This is a genomic window from Brevundimonas sp. GW460-12-10-14-LB2 (genome assembly GCF_001636925.1).
GTDB lineage: Bacteria > Pseudomonadota > Alphaproteobacteria > Caulobacterales > Caulobacteraceae > Brevundimonas > Brevundimonas vesicularis.
The window spans coordinates 1,232,485-1,247,614 of record NZ_CP015511.1 but is presented as its reverse complement, the minus strand read 5'-3'; the positions used below and the strand labels follow the sequence as shown (position 1 = coordinate 1,247,614).

The window sequence follows — 15,130 nt, the reverse complement described above, 5'->3', positions numbered from 1 at the left end:
ATCAGTCGATCTTCAGCCGCACGAAGAGCATCGCCCCGTCGGGATCGCCGCCATACAGAGGCTCCAACGCCGTCGGCACGCGATTCATGGCATAGAGACCGCCGAGGCCGAACCGGACGTGTTCGGCGATCCGCCAGTCGCGGACAATACCGACGGACGCCTTGCCCACCGTATAGAGCGGGCCATGGCCGCCGCCGACGCCGGGAACCAGTTCATCCGTCTCGATCCGCTCGGCGCGGGCGAAGATCGTCCAGCGGTCGTTGGGATGGACCGCCGATTCCAGCAACCAGCCGTCCTTCGATTCACCGTGGTCATTGGTCTTTCGGCCCCAAGCCAGGGTCGAGGACCACCAGCCGTCATCGCCCAGACGGCGGGTGTGGATGGCGCTGGCCGACCATTTCGTCTCGTCCTCGTCGGGCTCAAGTTGTTCCGGTGCCGAGACATCGGCGTAGGAGGCCTGTAGCGACCATTCGTCGCTCGGGTTCCAAGCGGCGCGAACGGACCAACTGTCGAGCCGAGGTGAATCGATGCCCCAGCGCTCCTCGTCCGGCTCGCGACCCTTGAAGGCCGAGGTCTCGATCTTGAAGCGGTCGTGCGCCCAGCCCAGGGTGGTCACGCCGAAGACGATATGGGTCGAATCCAGCCAGTGGTGGGTGATCGGCGCCTCGGGACTGTCCATCGCGCTCATGCGATGCATGAAGGCGGGCGGGCCGAAGGCGGGCTCGCCCGGCAGGCCGATATAGCCATAGACGCTGTCCTTGTCGGACAGGCGCTTCGAATAGCTGGCCGACAGCTCCATGAACAGATCATGCGGATGCTGGCGATCGACCAGAGGATTGACCCCGTCCGCTGTCTCGCCCGCCGCGAGAAGCAGCGGATAGCCGGATTTGCCCATCAGCGGGTCGGGGCTGAGCATCGCGCGTAGGTTCAGCGTCGAACCGTCGTCGAAGTCACGGCGCGCCGAGGTCATCAGCATGCCGGCGACGAAGGTCTTGTCGCCGCCGCGCGGCCCAGACTGGGTGTCATAGACCAGGTTCAGCATGGCGTGGGTCATCACCATCCAGTCGCCACGGACGGTGTGGATGCCGCCGTGCTCGCCCGCATCGGGTTGCCAACCGGTGCCTGAGGCGTCGCGGTTGATGGGCCAGGGTCCATACGGGCTGGTCATCGTGTGACCCATGCTGGCGTGATCGGTCATCGGTTCGGCGGATGACATGGGCATGTCGTGACCCGCGTGCGGATCGGCAGTGGGCTTGCTCGACGCATGGTGAGAGTGATCCTGCGCCGCCGCGGCCTGTGCCAGGGCGAGCAGGGAAGCGCCGGCGCAGGCGCCGACGAGAGTGCGGATAGCCATTCAAGGCCTCCTCTGATGATCGTGACGGAGTGCGCCTTCCGAGAGGCGCGAGGTGTGTCAGACGATCAGGAGGCGGGGCGGTCCGGGTTCGGGCGTCAGCAATTGACCGGTCGGAAAGGCGGACGGAACCGCGGCGACGCGCGACGGGGAAAGAGTTGGGCCGGACATGGGAGCAGGATCCAACGTCGGCGTCGCCACGCAGGCGACGCAGCAGATCATAGTCTTCATGGCCTTGGGCGTATGGTTCGGGGTCTGGTCAGGCGAAGACTGGCCTGTCTCATGGCCCGTCTGATGGCAGGGCGCGGCGGTCGCCGGCGACGCCGAGGCGCCGACCGCGCCGAGCGCCAGCACCGACAGGGCGCCGAACAACAGCAACAGGGATTGAACGATCTTCACGGCGTCAGGATAGGCGTCGGGTCACGGCGTCGCAATGCGTCAGCGCGGCGGCTTCTTGTCGACAAGCGGCAGACCCGCCGCGTCGGCCGCAGTGGCGCCGCCATCGCCCAGCGCCCGCTGCATGAACACCACGTCGCGCCAGTCGTCGTGCTTCCAGCCGGCCGCCTTGAACACGCCGGCGTCGCTGAAGCCGCGCGTGCGGTGTAGGGCGATTGAGCCGACGTTTTCTGCATCACCGATGACCGCGACCATCTGACGAAGACCCATCGCTTCGCACCGAACGATCAACGCATCGAGCAGGGCGCCGGCGACACCGCGTCCCCTGGCCCATGGCGCGACGTAGATCGAGTCCTCGACCATGTAGCGATAGGCCTGACGCGTGCGAAACGGCCCGGCATAGGCGTATCCGGCGACCGCGCCGTCGATCTCGACCACAAGGCGAGGCAGGCCGAGCGCCTGGACGGCGGCGAGCCTTGCGGCCATCTCGGTCTCGTCGGGCGCCTCCAGCTCGAAGGTGCCGCGTCCGTTGGCGACACTTTCGGCATAGATGGCCGTGATCGCCGCAATGTCGTCGGAACAGGCGTCGCGAACCGTCAGTCCGCTCATGCGGGCTCCCAGCCCTTATGGATGGCCCAGACCGCGAAGGCGTAGTCGTGGGCGACTTCCTTCAGATAGTCGAACCGCCCGGCCGCGCCGCCGTGACCGGCCTCCATGTTGATCTTCAGCAGCACGGGCTTGCCCGAGGTGGTCGCGGGTCGCAGCTTGGCGACCCACTTCTCCGGCTCCCAGTAGGTGACGCGCGGATCGGACAGACCGCCCGTCGCCAGTACCGCCGGATAGGCTTTCGGCTCGACCTGATCGTAGGGGCTGTAACTCATCATGTAATCGTAGGCGGCCGGGTCCTCGATCGGGTTACCCCACTCGGGCCATTCCGGCGGCGTCAGCGGCAGGGAGGTATCGCTCATGGTGTTGATCACGTCCACGAACGGCACCTGACCGATGATCCCGGCCCACAGGTCGGGCCGCATATTGTTAACGGCCCCCATCAGCAGACCGCCCGCCGATCCGCCCTGAGCGACGATGTTTCCGGCCGTGGCGTACTTCTTGTCGATCAGGTGTTCGGCGGAGGCGATGAAGTCGGTGAAGGTGTTCTTCTTCGTCATCTTCCGGGCGTCCAGGAACCAGCCCCAGCCCTTGTCGGACCCGCCACGAATATGGGCGATGGCGTAGATCCAGCCGCGATCGACCAGCGACAGCCGGTTGGTCGAGAAGCTGGCCGGCATGGGGATGCCGTAGGACCCGTATCCATAGAGCAGCAGGGGCGCCGAACCATCGACAGGCGTCGATTTGCGACGCAGCACCGTGACCGGCACCAACTGGCCGTCCGAGGCGGGCGCGTTCAGCCGCTCGACCACATAGTCTTCGATGTTGTGACCGGACGGGATCTGCTGCGTCTTGCGCAGGGTCCGCTCGCGCGACGCCATGTCGTAGTCGAACGTCTGCGTCGGCGTAGACGGCGAGTTGTAGGTGTAGCGGGTGGTCGTCGTCTCGTATTCAGAGGCGCCGGCCAGCGACAGGGCGAAGGCCGGTTCGTCGACTGCGATCTCATGCTCGGCGCCTTCGCGGTCGCGAATGATGATGCGGGTGTTGGCGTCGGCACGCTCCTGGCGCGCCAGATGGGCGTTGGTCAGGTCCAGGCCTTCGATGAAGCGGCCCGGAGTGTGCGGCACCAGATCGGTCCAGTTCGCCTTGGCCGGCGTCGCGGTCGGGGCCTGGACGATCTTGAAATCGATGGCCTCGTCCGCATTGGTGCGGATCACCCAGCGGTCGCCCCAGTGATCGACGTCATAGCGAATGGCGACCACCCGCGGCTCGAGCACAACGGGCTCGGCCGTCGGAGTCGCGGCGGGAATGTAGCGCGCCTCCGACGTTTCCTGGTTCTGGATGCCGATGACGATGAACTGGTCGTCGGCGGTGCGACCGACGCCGATGAACATGCCGTCGTCGGCTTCCTCATAGACCAGGGTGGTCTCGCCGCCGCGCGCCGGACGACGGAAGATCTTGTCCGGGCGGCCGTTGTCGTCGCGGTTAGTCCAGAAGATCCACTGGCTGTCCGGCGAGAAGACAAAGTCGCCGGTGGCGCTGTCGATCACCTCGGGCAGCACCTCGCCGGTCGCCAGGTCCTTGACGTAGATCTTGTGAACCTCGGAACCCTGGGCGTCCTCGGCAAAGGCGAACAGCGTGTGATCCGGGCTGTGGCTTGCGGCCGACACTTCCGAATAGGCCTTGCCCTTGGCCAGTTCGTTGGCGTCCAGCAGCAGTTGAGGGGTAGGCGCCATGACGAAGTTTTTCGTCACCGGCTGACCATCCACCATCCAGGTGCCCTGACGCTCGACGCGCATGTAGCGGGGGTGCTGATCGCCGGTCTGGTATTCGACATAGTAGTTCCAGCCGCCATCCGGCGCCGGAACCGAGCTGTCGTCTTCCTTGATGCGGCCGCGCATCTCGCTGAACATCGTCTCCTGCAAGGGCAGGGTGGAGGCCATCATGGCCTCGCGGTAGGCGTTCTCGGCGGTCAGGTGTTCCTTGACCTCGGCCTTGATCAGGGTCGGATCGCGCAGGACCGCCTGCCAATTGTCGTCCTTCATCCACTGATAGTCGTCGGTCCGGGTGCGGCCCAGCTGTTTGATGACGACAGGGATTTTCTTGGCGACGGGCGGCTGAGGCATGGGGGATCCGGTGGACTGACGGGCGAGCGCGGGGGAGGCCGAGACGGCGAGGGCGGTCGCCGCCGTGGAGACGATCAGTTGCCGACGATTCATCGGACGCTCCCTGCTAGTTTGAAGGGCGGACCTTGAAGGTCCGGCCCCCTCTACGTCAAACGAAGAAACGCCAAGCCGATCATCCGGCCAGCGCGTCCACCGTCATGCGCCGCAGCAGGTCGCCGCCCTGACCCACGGCCGCCAGACGGCTGGAGACGTGGCCCAGCACATTGGCGGCATAGACTTCGTAGAGGTCCAGCTTGCCCTGCAGCCAGACCGGATCGCCGTCGTTGGCGTCCAGCTTCGCCTTGGCCGCCAGCGCGCCCTTGGCCAGCATCCAACCGCCGGCCACATCGCCCAGCAGTTTCAGATAGGCGTCGGCCGCCGCCAGCACATCCGCCGCGGCGTTCGGATCGGCCTTCTGATCCAGCAGCCACAGGGTCGCGTCCTCGACGGCCTCGATGGCGGTGGCGAACCGTTCGACCGGTTTGCCGCTGTAGAGCTTTCCGAGATCGACCAGGGTCACCTTCATGTCCGCGATCAGCGCCTTGGCAGAATCGCCGCCGTCCATCGACAGTTTGCGACCCACCAGATCCATGGCCTGGATGCCGTTGGTGCCTTCGTAGATCGGGGCGATGCGGGCGTCGCGATAGTATTGCGCCGCGCCGGTCTCCTCGATGAAGCCCATGCCGCCGTGGATCTGAACGCCCATCGAGGCGACCTCGCAGCCGATATCGGTGGACCAGGCCTTGGCGATCGGGGTGAACAGGTCCTCGCGTCCCTTCCAATGGCGGCGTTCCTCGTCGGTCCCGGCGTGGCGGGCCAGATCGGCGGCGACGCCGGTCGACAGGCACACGGCGCGCGCCGCCGAAATCTTGGCCTTCATGACGCTGAGCATCCGGCGCACGTCGGGATGGTCAAAGATCGGGGCGTTGGCCTCGCCGGTCCAGACCGAGCGCCCCTGACGACGGTCCAAGGCATAGGCGAGGGCATGCTGGTAGGCGCGTTCAGCGATACCGACGCCCTCGACGCCGACCGCCAGGCGCGCCGCGTTCATCATCACAAACATATGGGCCAGGCCCTGGTTCGGCTGACCGACCAGTTCGGCGGTCGCCCCTTCATAGCTCATGACGCAGGTCGGCGAGGCGTGGATGCCCAGCTTGTGCTCGACGCCGACCGGGCGGAAGGCGTTGCGGTCGCCGAGCGTGCCGTCCTCCTTCACCGCGAACTTCGACGCCAGGAACAGGCTGATGCCCTTGGGGCCCTTGGGCGCGTCCGGCAGGCGAGCCAGCACGAGATGAACGATATTGTCGGTCGCGTCGTGGTCGCCCCAGGTGATGTAGATCTTCTGCCCGTTCAGCGCATAGGTCCCGTCGCCGTTCGGCGTCGCCGTGGTGATCAGCGAACCCAGGTCCGATCCGGCGCCCGGCTCGGTCAGCACCATGGCGCCGGTCCATTCGCCGCTGACCAGCTTGGTCAGATATTTGGCCTTCTGCTCTTCAGTTCCGACCTGCTCCAGCGCCTCGATCGAGGCCAGCGACAGCATGGGGCACAGGCCGAACGCCATGTTGGCGGCATGGACGGTCTCATAGGCCGCCAGTTCCAGCGCCTTGGGCAGGGCCTGTCCGCCCGCTTCGGTCGAGGCCGAGAGCCCGGTCCAGCCGCCGGCTGCGAACTGGCGATAGGCGTCGGCGAATCCAGGCGCGGCGGTGACGGCGCCGTTGGCGTAGGTCGATCCCTTCTGATCACCGATCCGGTTCAGCGGCGCCAGCACCTCTTCGGAAAACTGTCCCGCCGCCTCCAGAACCGCCCCGGCGACGTCGGCGTCATAGTCGGGAAAGGCGCCGGTTGCGGCCACGTCGGCCATGCCGGCGACGGATTCCAGAGTGAAGGCCAGGTCTCGAACGGGCGCGCGATAGGTCATGGGTTTCCTCAATCGTCTTTGCGGCCTAAGTGCCGCGTCGGGGCCTGTCGCTGCAAGCGTCTTGGCGACGCGCCCCGTCTCAGTGCAAAGTGGCTGAATGCATGGTGACGCCGTGCCGTCGCGGAAGGGAAGACATGGGCGAGCCCCGCAATCGATATTCGGTCGTTTCCCTGCTGATGCATTGGGGCATCGCCGCCGCCGTTCTGGCGCAGGTGCTGCTGATCACCGCGCATGAGAATACGGAAGGGCCGATTTCGGGCCAGTTCGTCATGCTGCACAAGTCGCTGGGTCTGACGATCCTGGTGCTGACCCTTGCGCGGATCGGATGGCGTCTGGCGCATCCGGCGATTCCTCTGCCATCCGTTTTGCCGCGCTGGCAGAAGGTGGCGGCGCGCGCGACGCACGTCCTGTTCTACCTGGCTCTGATCGTCATTCCGATGACCGGTTGGCTCGCATCATCGGCGGGCGGGCGCGCGATCGAGTGGTTCGGCCTCTTCTCCTGGCCTCTGCTGCCCGTCGGCGGCGGGCGTGAAGCGGCGCGCAGCCTGATGGGGCTGCACGAACTGGCGGTGAAGGGTCTCTATGTCTTGATCGCCCTGCATGTGATCGCGGCGCTGAAGCACCAATTCATTGATCGGGACAATGTGCTGCACCGGATGATCCCGATCATCCCGCGCCGACCGTGAGCCAAACGCCGCTGCAAGCCGCCCTGGCACTGGCGAACGGCGATCTGATCCTGCTGCCGACCGAGACCGTTTACGGACTGGGCGCCGACGCGAGCAATGCCGAGGCGGTCGCCGCCATCTTCGCCGCGAAAGGGCGGCCGAAGTTCAATCCGCTGATTTCCCATGTCGTCGATGCCGATGCGGCGGCCAAGATTGGCGAGCTTGGCGCGCTCGGACTTGCCTTGGCGGACGCCTTTTGGCCCGGACCCTTCACCCTGATCACGCCAATCCTGGACACGCGCAGGGTCTGCGATCTGGCGCGCGCCGGACTGGATAGCGTCGCGATCCGCGTTCCGGCGCATCCGGTGGCGGGGGAAGTGTTGGCGGCGTTCGGCGGCCCGGTCGTGGCCCCCTCGGCCAATCGTTCCGGCCGACCGAGCCCGACGACCTTCACAGATGCTGTCGAAGAGACGGGCTTTGCCGTCTCAGCGGCTGTCGATGGCGGGCCTTGCCAGGTTGGTCTGGAAAGCACGGTCGTGTCGGTGCTGGGGGGACGGGTCGCCCTGCTGCGTCCAGGCGCCATCACCCGATCCGAGATCGAGGCGGTCGTCGGTCCCATTGAAGAGGGCGTAGAGGGGCATCGTTCGCCCGGGCGACTGACCCTGCATTACGCGCCGGATGCTCCGGTTCGGATCGAGGCCGGCGCTGCGCGTGACGGCGAGATCCTGCTCGGCTTTGGCCCTGACGCCGGTGAGCCGCGCTGGAGTCTGAGCCCGTCGGGCGACCTGCGCGAAGCCGCCGCCAATCTGTTCCGACTGCTGCGCGAGGCCGACCGCACACGGCCGACGGGTATCGCCGTGTCGCCGATCCCGACGACGGGACTGGGTGAAGCCATCAACGACCGTCTGCGACGCGCCGCAGGCTTCGTCGGTTAGCCGAAGCGGGCCTGAAGATCGACGCTGGACTGGCGTCCGACGCTGCTCACGCACGCGTTCAACCAATCGTCAGCGGCCGCACGTCCCCGCGCCTTCAGATCGTTGAGGAAACCCCATTCGGTGTTGAACTTGGATCGTAGCGACAGGTCCGAAAGCCAGCCGTCCGCCTCAATGGCGTGCAGTCGGACGTGCCGATAAGGTCCGGCGCCGCCGCCTTTCAACTGCCCGTGTTCGATCAGTTCACCCGCCAGGGCGATGGCGCGCAGTTCTGCGACCAGCGGCGCGTTGAAGACGATCTCGTTCAGCCGATCGACGATGTCGCCTGCGCTTTTCGGCGTCTCGTCGCGCACCATCGGATTGAGCGTGATCAGCAGGACGTCGTCCGGCGTGTCGTCTCCGGTCAACGGCCACAGCGGCGGATTGGTCAGATAGCCGCCGTCCCAATAGGGCTCGCCGTCGATCTCCAAGGCTTGAAACAGATGGGGCAGGCACGCCGACGCCATCAGGACATCAGCGTTGATCTCATTCGTCTGGAAGATGCGCGCTTTCGCCTGGCGCACAGCGGTGGCAGCGACGAAAAGCCGGATGTCCGAGGCCTGGACGGCGCCGAAATCGACCGAGGCCTGCAAAACCCGTTTCAGAGGGTTATGGTTCAGCGGATTGAATTCATACGGACTCATCGACATCGCCAGAGTCTCGCCCGCGCGCCAGAATGGGTTGTCCTTGATCCAGTCGGGCGTCCGCGCTGCATTCCAGATCGCGCTGTCGCCGAAGACGTTGCGACCGCCGGACTGGTTGACCTCTCGCCAGAGCTTGTCCAACGCGGCGCGGCCATCCCCTGACGCGAGGCCCGACACCAAGGCCGTGCCGTTCATCGCTCCCGCTGAGACGCCGGACACCGCGCGAATATCAAGCCGATCGTCTTCCAACAGACGATCCAGCACGCCCCATTGAAAGGCGCCGTGTGCGCCGCCGCCCTGAAGCGCAAGGCATATGGGCCGTCTGGCGGGAGCGGCGGGAACGATGTTCGCCGCTTCGGCGGTCTTGCGCTTGAAAATCGCCATGACCGCCGTCTTCCTTTGCTATTGCGCGGTCCAGCCGCCGTCGATGGAGAAGCTGGCCCCGTTGGCCGAGGCGCCGAGGTCGCTGACCAGGTAGAGGAAGATGCCGGTCAGTTCCTCCGTCGTGACGAACCGCTTTGTCGGCTGAGCCGCCAGGATCACGTCCGTCAGCACCTGCTCCTCGGTCATGTTTCTCGTGCGCGCCTGATCCGCGATCTGTTTGGTCACGATCGGCGTCTCGACGAAGCCGGGGCAGATTGCGTTGCAGGTGATGTTGTCGCGCGCCAGTTCCAGCGCTGCGGTCTTGGTGAAGCCGATGACGCCGTGCTTTGCCGCGACATAGGCGGACTTGAACGGACTGGCCACCAGACCGTGCGCAGAGGCCATGTTGATGATTCGGCCGCGCCCCTGCGCCTTCATGATCGGGATCGCCTCGCGCGTGGCGTAGAAGGCCGATGACAGGTTGATGGCGATGATCTTCTCCCACTGATCGGTGGGGAATTTCTCGATGGATTCGACGTGCTGGATGCCGGCGTTGTTGACTAGAATGTCCAGGCGTCCCAGTTCGCGTTGAGCGAAGGCGATCATGTCGGCGATCTCCTCGCTGCGCGTCATGTCCGCCGGATGATAGAGGATGCGAACGCCGGATGAGGCCTCCAGATCGGCGCGAGTGCGCTCGATCTCCGCCGGGTCGCCCAGGCCGTTCAAAACGACTTCACCGCCGCCTGCCGCCACGGCGCGCGCGAGAGCCAGCCCGATGCCAGAGGTCGAGCCCGTGATGACCGCGACCTGCCCTTTCAGATCGCCGATACCGCGTGCCGTCCGACTGTCGGCGCCCGTGGAGTCCTTAGGCTCTTGCGACATGAATCCGCCCCTTCGTTTGTTTTGGCGAGATTAGCGGGAGGTCGATGTCGGGATCAAGAATTTCCCGATCTGATGAATATCCACTCGGCGTCGGTCGAGGCGGCCTTGTCGAACGCATAACCGTCGCGGTCGAAAGCCTTCAGGTCGGCGACCCGTTCCACGCGTTCGTCGATCGCGAACCGCGCCATGGCCCCGCGCGCCTTCTTGGCGAAGAAGGAGATGATGCGGCTCTCGCCGTTCTTCTCTTCCCGAAACTGGGGCGTGACGACAGGCAGTTTCAAAGCCTTTGCATCGACGGCCCCGAAATATTCCTGGCTGGCCAGATTCACCAGCGTCGGATCCGACTGGCCCTCGGCGTCTTCGTTCAATTGTTTGGAAATCCGGTCGCCCCAGAAGTCGTACAGGCTGGCCCCACGACGCGTCTTCAGCCGCGTGCCCATCTCCAGCCGATAGGGCTGGATCCGGTCCAATGGACGCAGCAGGCCGTAAAAGCCGGACAGGATGCGCAAATGATTCTGGGCGAAAGCCAAGGCGTCGGCGTCCATTTCGCGCGCTCGCAAGCCCTCATACACATCGCCGGCAAAGGCGAAGGCTGCCTGAACGCCCTCTGTGGATTCTGGATCGAATGCCTTGAAGCGCGCGGCGTTCAGGGTCGCCAGATCGTCGGAAATTCCCATCAGACGACGCAGATCCGCCTTGGTCTGGCGCTTGGCGGTCTTGGACAGGCTGGCTGTATCTTCGACGAATCGGCGGTCACTGCCGGGAATAGCCGCATCGGCTTCGGTGAAATCGAGGCGCTTGGCCGGGGAAAGAACAATCAGCAAGACGCGGCTCCGTAATGTCGCCGCCCACATAGGATGCTTCGATGACGATTTGAACCGGCTGCGGCGAAGGGCGCCTCAGGCGTCGCGGCGTGACCAGCCGAGCTTGCCGAGGGTTTCCATCGGACGGAAGTCGGCCTTGTAATCCATCTTGGCCGAGCCCTGGACCCAATAGCCGAGATAGACGAACGGCAGGCCGACGATGGCGGCCTGCCGTACGTGATCCAGGATGGCGAACCGGCCCAGGCTGCGCCGCTCCATCGTCGGATCATAGAAGCTGTAGACCATCGACAGCCCGTCTTTCAGCAGGTCCGTCAGCGTTACGGCGACCAGATCGCCCGGTCCGCCATCGGTGGAGGGCAGACGGTATTCGATCAGATGGGTGCGCACGGCCGTGTCCTCGACCATGGCGACGTAATCCAGCCAGCCCATGTCGCTCATGCCGCCGGTCGGATGGCGCGTGGTCAGGTAGCGGCGCAGAAGCTGGAACTGCTCGGTCGTCGCCTCCGCTTCTACGAGGTCGCGCGACAGGTCGGCGTTGCGGGCCAGAACCTTGCGCTGCGAACGGGTGAAGGCGAACTCCGGCACCGGCAGCCGCACCGAAACGCAGGCGTCGCACGCCTCACAGGCCGGGCGATAGGCGATGTTCTGGCTGCGGCGAAAACCGGCCAGCGTCAGTTCGTCATTGACGTGCGCGCCGTCCGAGAAGGGGAGGTTGGCGAAGACCTTCCGCTCCGTCTTGCCCGGCAGATAGGGGCAGGGCGCGACCGAGGTCATGAAGAAGCGAAGCTGTCGGGTCGGTACGTGCTGGGTCACGGCCTCAGGTCCGCATCCGATCTTGCCAATATTGCGACGACACAACGCTCATCGCGCGTTTTGGCGTCATCCGTGTTCCGGCTGCAAGCCTGTTCGCGTTGCAGCCGAGCCGGGTCACAGCGAGGTGTCCGACGGCAGGACCGGCGCCTCGCGCAACAGCACGATGGCGATGCGGCGGTTGCCGGCCAGGGTCGGATCGTCCGGATAGAGCGGGTCTGACCCCGCCTTGCCCGCCACCGAATAGACCCGGTCGGGATCGACGCCCGAACCTTGCAGCACCAGACGCGAGCCGTTGGCGCGCTCGGACGACAGGGTCCAGTCCGCAGGGGCGCTGGCGCGGCTGGAGCCAGGTGCCGCGCTGGTGTGTCCGGTGATTGAGATGCGGTTCGGCAACTGGTTGATCACCTTGGCCACGGCGCGCAGCAGCACTTGGGCGCGGGCATTCGGGCGCGCAGAGTTGTTGTCGAACATCGACCGGCCCTCCTGATCGACCAGCTGAATGCGCAGCCCCTCGGGGGTCTGGTCCACGATCAGCTGTTTCGACAGTTCGGCCAGTTCCGGCATCGACTGCATGGCTTGGCGCAGTGATTCGGCGGCGCTGGCGAACTCGGCGGCCTCGCGCTTCTGGATCTCGGCCTGGAGAGCCGAGTCGCTGGCGGACGACAGGCTGGAACCCGTCTGATCGGTCGCGGGCGCCTCGGGCGCCAGTTCTTCCAGCACCGACTGCGAGCCGGCGCTCTTGACGCCATCATCGCCCAGCGATGTGCCGCCCAGAATGCCGCCCGAACCCGACGTCGTCTCGGACACGCTGGCGGGGGCGAAATATTCGGCGATGCCGCGCTTCTGTTCCGGGTCGGTGGTGTTGATCAGCCACATCAGCAGGAAGAAGGCCATCATGGCGGTCACGAAGTCCGCATAGGCCACCTTCCACGCACCGCCGTGGTGGCCTCCGCCGGAGACCTTCTTGACCTTCTTGATGAGGATCGGACGATCGCTCACGGACATGGACGCGCACCCCGACGAATGGTGTCCCATTGTGTGCTGGCCAAGGTTAACCGGGCGTTGACCTTGAACCCCGGCGCGGCGCGGCCTAGTCCGACGGCAGGATCAAGGAGGCTGTCATGAAGATCGCATTCGCCGGCCTGGGCGTCATGGGCGCCCCGATGGCCCGTCATCTGGTCGAGGCGGGCCACGACGTGACCGGCTTCAATCGTACTGTCGCAAAGGCCGAGGCCTGGGCTGCGGCGACGGACGGCAAGGCGGCGGCGACGGTGGCTGAGGCGGCCCGGGGCGTCGACCTGTTCATCCTGTGCGTCGGCAATGACGACGACGTGCGGGCCGTGGTGACCGAGGCCTTGCCGCATCTGTCGGAGGCCGCCGTGATCGTCGATCACACTACGACCTCGGCCAAGGTGGCGCGCGAAATGGCTGAACTGGCGAACGGGCAGGGGCGGTCGTTCATCGACGCGCCGGTGTCCGGCGGCCAGGCGGGCGCCGAGAACGGACAGCTCAGCGTCATGGCCGGCGGGGATGTCGCCGCCCTGGCGACGGTCGAGCCCGTGGTGAAGGCCTATTCCAAGGCGATCAAACATATGGGACCGGCCGGCTCGGGCCAACTGACCAAGATGGTCAACCAGATCGCCATCGCCGGCGTCGTCCAGGGCTTAGCCGAGGCCGTCCACTTCGCTCAGGTCGCAGGACTGGACACCGACGCCGCCTATGAGGCCGTGTCCAAGGGTGCCGCGCAAAGCTGGCAGATGGACAATCGCTGGAAGACGGCGGCCAAGGGCGAGTTCGACTTCGGCTTCGCCGTAGACTGGATGCGCAAGGACCTGGGTCTGGTGCTGGACGAGGCGCGCACGAACGGCGCGCGCCTGTCCCTGACTGCCCTGGTCGATCAGTTCTACGCCGAGGTTCAGGCCATGGGCGGAAACCGCTGGGACACGTCCAGCCTCGCGGCGCGACTGCAACCCCGCGACTGACGCCTAGAGCCGGCGGTGCATGATGTGCAGGCCGACCGGGCCGTGCGTCGGGTGATCGAACGCCTCAGGAACCGTGCCGACGATTTCGAAGCCCAGCTTCTTCCACAGCGCCACGGCGACGGTATTGGTTTCGACCACGGCGTTGAACTGCATGGACTGGAAGCCCGCATCCCGCGCAAAAGCCAGCGCGGCTTCGCCCAAACTGCGGGCCACGCCGCGCCCGCGCGCTACGGGCGCGACCATGAAGCTGCCGTTGGCGACGTGGGCGCCGTTTCCCTGCTGGTTCGGGATGATCTTGGCGGCGCCCAGCACCTGGCCGTTCTCAACCGCAACCAAGGTGCTGCCGGGCGGCGGCGGGGTCCACATGGCGCGCGCCTGCGCCTCGTCCATGTCCAACGGATAGGTATAGGTCTCGCCCGCGCGAGTGACGGTCTCGATGATCGGCCACAAGCCCGGCCAGTCGGCCTTCGTGATCGGCCGGATCTCCACGCCCATCAGCCCAGCAGCCGTGCGGCCTGCGGTGCGAAATAGGTCAGCACGCCCGCGCACCCCGCGCGCTTGAACCCGTGCAGGGTTTCAAGGATCGCACGGTCCTGATCCAGCCAGCCGTTGGCGATGGAGGCCTGCATCATCGCATATTCGCCGGACACCTGATAGGCGAAGGTCGGCACGCGGAAGGTCTCGGATACGCGCCGGACGATATCCAGATACGGCATGCCCGGCTTGACCATCACCGCATCGGCGCCTTCTGACAGATCCATCGCCACCTCCTTCAGCGCCTCGTCGGAGTTGGCGTAATCCATCTGATAGGTCTTCTTGTCGCCCTTCAGCATCGCCGAAGAGCCCACGGCATCGCGATAGGGGCCGTAGAAGGCCGAGGCGAACTTGGCGGCGTAGGACAGGATCAGCGTGTCTTGGAACCCGTTGGCTTCCAGCGCCTCTCGCACCGCCTGGATGCGGCCATCCATCATGTCCGACGGGGCCACGACATCGGCGCCGGCGTGGGCGTGGATGAAGGCCTGTTCGGCCAGACGGTCCAGCGAGGCGTCGTTGGCGATGCGGTCGCCCTCCATCACCCCGTCGTGGCCATGGTCGGTGTAGCAGTCCAAGGCGACGTCGGTCATGACGCCGATCTCGGGCGCAGCGTCCTTGATCGCCTTGATGCAGTCGGGGATCAGGCCGTCGGGGTCGGTCGCGCCGGTGCCGACCGCATCCTTGATCGCGCCGTCGACATTGGGGAACAGGGCCACCATCGGAATGCCGAGGTCGCGCGCCTCGACCGCCGCCGCCGCCGCTGCCTTGGAGGAAAGCCGAAACACGCCGGGCATGGAGGCGACCGGGACGCGATCCTCGGCGCCGTCATGGACGATCAGCGGCCAGATTAGATCGGCCGGCGTCAGGGTCGTTTCCGCCACCAGCCGCCGTACCCACGGGCTGGACCGCAGGCGGCGCGGACGGGCAAGCGGGAAGGGGGCGGGCTGATAGGGAAGCATGGCGAGACCTTGGAAAATCCAGCGTCGGACTAGCGCCGCAACGACCGGTGCGCAAAT

General features: G+C 65.9%; 15 protein-coding genes. 3 read left to right on the top strand and 12 right to left on the bottom strand.

From position 1 onward, the window contains the following. Position 1: 1 nt before the first annotated feature. The 5 genes from A4249_RS06130 to A4249_RS06110 all read right to left on the bottom strand — a co-directional run bounded on the left by A4249_RS06130 (position 2) and on the right by A4249_RS06110 (position 6,436). Complete coding sequence (locus A4249_RS06130) at positions 2–1,354, bottom strand: hypothetical protein (protein WP_066551591.1); 1,353 nt, start codon at positions 1,352–1,354, stop codon at positions 2–4. A gap of 57 nt (positions 1,355–1,411) precedes the next feature. After that, a complete protein-coding gene (locus tag A4249_RS06125) occupies positions 1,412–1,750 on the bottom strand; it encodes a hypothetical protein (RefSeq protein WP_066551590.1) in 339 nt (112 codons plus the stop codon). Between the two features lie 39 nt (positions 1,751–1,789). Then, positions 1,790–2,356, bottom strand: a complete 567-nt coding sequence (locus tag A4249_RS06120; protein ID WP_066551589.1) for a GNAT family N-acetyltransferase — start codon at positions 2,354–2,356, stop codon at positions 1,790–1,792. Then, complete coding sequence (locus A4249_RS06115; protein WP_066551588.1) at positions 2,353–4,572, bottom strand: S9 family peptidase; 2,220 nt, start codon at positions 4,570–4,572, stop codon at positions 2,353–2,355. Before A4249_RS06115 ends, A4249_RS06120 begins: the two co-directional genes overlap by 4 nt. 79 nt (positions 4,573–4,651) lie before the next feature. After that, a complete protein-coding gene (locus A4249_RS06110; protein ID WP_066551587.1) occupies positions 4,652–6,436 on the bottom strand; it encodes an acyl-CoA dehydrogenase in 1,785 nt (594 codons plus the stop codon). Between the two features lie 134 nt (positions 6,437–6,570). Between A4249_RS06110 and A4249_RS06105 the strand changes: the two genes are divergently transcribed. Beyond that, on the top strand, positions 6,571–7,122 hold the full coding sequence (locus A4249_RS06105; RefSeq protein ID WP_066551586.1) for a cytochrome b: 552 nt from the start codon (positions 6,571–6,573) through the stop codon (positions 7,120–7,122). Next, a complete protein-coding gene (locus tag A4249_RS06100) occupies positions 7,119–8,036 on the top strand; it encodes an L-threonylcarbamoyladenylate synthase (RefSeq protein ID WP_066551585.1) in 918 nt (305 codons plus the stop codon). Before A4249_RS06105 ends, A4249_RS06100 begins: the two co-directional genes overlap by 4 nt. Here the strand turns inward: A4249_RS06100 and A4249_RS06095 are convergent. The 5 genes from A4249_RS06095 to A4249_RS06075 form a co-directional block, all read right to left on the bottom strand. Further along, positions 8,033–9,100, bottom strand: a complete 1,068-nt coding sequence (locus tag A4249_RS06095; RefSeq protein ID WP_082854083.1) for a patatin-like phospholipase family protein — start codon at positions 9,098–9,100, stop codon at positions 8,033–8,035. The genes A4249_RS06100 and A4249_RS06095 overlap by 4 nt on opposite strands. A gap of 18 nt (positions 9,101–9,118) precedes the next feature. Continuing rightward, entirely contained in the window at positions 9,119–9,961 is an 843-nt protein-coding gene (locus tag A4249_RS06090) for a 3-hydroxybutyrate dehydrogenase (RefSeq protein ID WP_066551584.1), read from the bottom strand. A 53-nt stretch (positions 9,962–10,014) separates the two neighbouring features. Next, positions 10,015–10,785, bottom strand: coding sequence for a peroxide stress protein YaaA (yaaA, locus tag A4249_RS06085; RefSeq protein ID WP_066551583.1), 771 nt, complete (start codon positions 10,783–10,785; stop codon positions 10,015–10,017). Between the two features lie 75 nt (positions 10,786–10,860). Beyond that, positions 10,861–11,598: an arginyltransferase gene (locus tag A4249_RS06080; protein ID WP_066551582.1), complete on the bottom strand. Its 738-nt coding sequence runs from the start codon at positions 11,596–11,598 to the stop codon at positions 10,861–10,863. Between the two features lie 114 nt (positions 11,599–11,712). Further along, positions 11,713–12,603: a flagellar motor protein MotB gene (locus tag A4249_RS06075; protein WP_055753623.1), complete on the bottom strand. Its 891-nt coding sequence runs from the start codon at positions 12,601–12,603 to the stop codon at positions 11,713–11,715. A gap of 116 nt (positions 12,604–12,719) precedes the next feature. On the opposite strand from A4249_RS06075, the gene A4249_RS06070 reads away from it, so the two are divergent. Continuing rightward, positions 12,720–13,580 carry an NAD(P)-dependent oxidoreductase gene (locus tag A4249_RS06070; protein ID WP_066551581.1) on the top strand — a complete coding sequence of 287 codons (861 nt, stop codon included), beginning with the start codon at positions 12,720–12,722 and terminating at the stop codon, positions 13,578–13,580. A 3-nt stretch (positions 13,581–13,583) separates the two neighbouring features. Here A4249_RS06070 and A4249_RS06065 read toward each other — a convergent pair whose 3' ends face one another. Both A4249_RS06065 and hemB read right to left on the bottom strand, forming a co-directional pair. Further along, positions 13,584–14,075 carry a GNAT family N-acetyltransferase gene (locus tag A4249_RS06065; protein WP_066551580.1) on the bottom strand — a complete coding sequence of 164 codons (492 nt, stop codon included), beginning with the start codon at positions 14,073–14,075 and terminating at the stop codon, positions 13,584–13,586. Continuing rightward, positions 14,075–15,073 carry a porphobilinogen synthase gene (hemB, locus tag A4249_RS06060; protein WP_066551579.1) on the bottom strand — a complete coding sequence of 333 codons (999 nt, stop codon included), beginning with the start codon at positions 15,071–15,073 and terminating at the stop codon, positions 14,075–14,077. Before hemB ends, A4249_RS06065 begins: the two co-directional genes overlap by 1 nt. Positions 15,074–15,130: the final 57 nt, after the last annotated feature.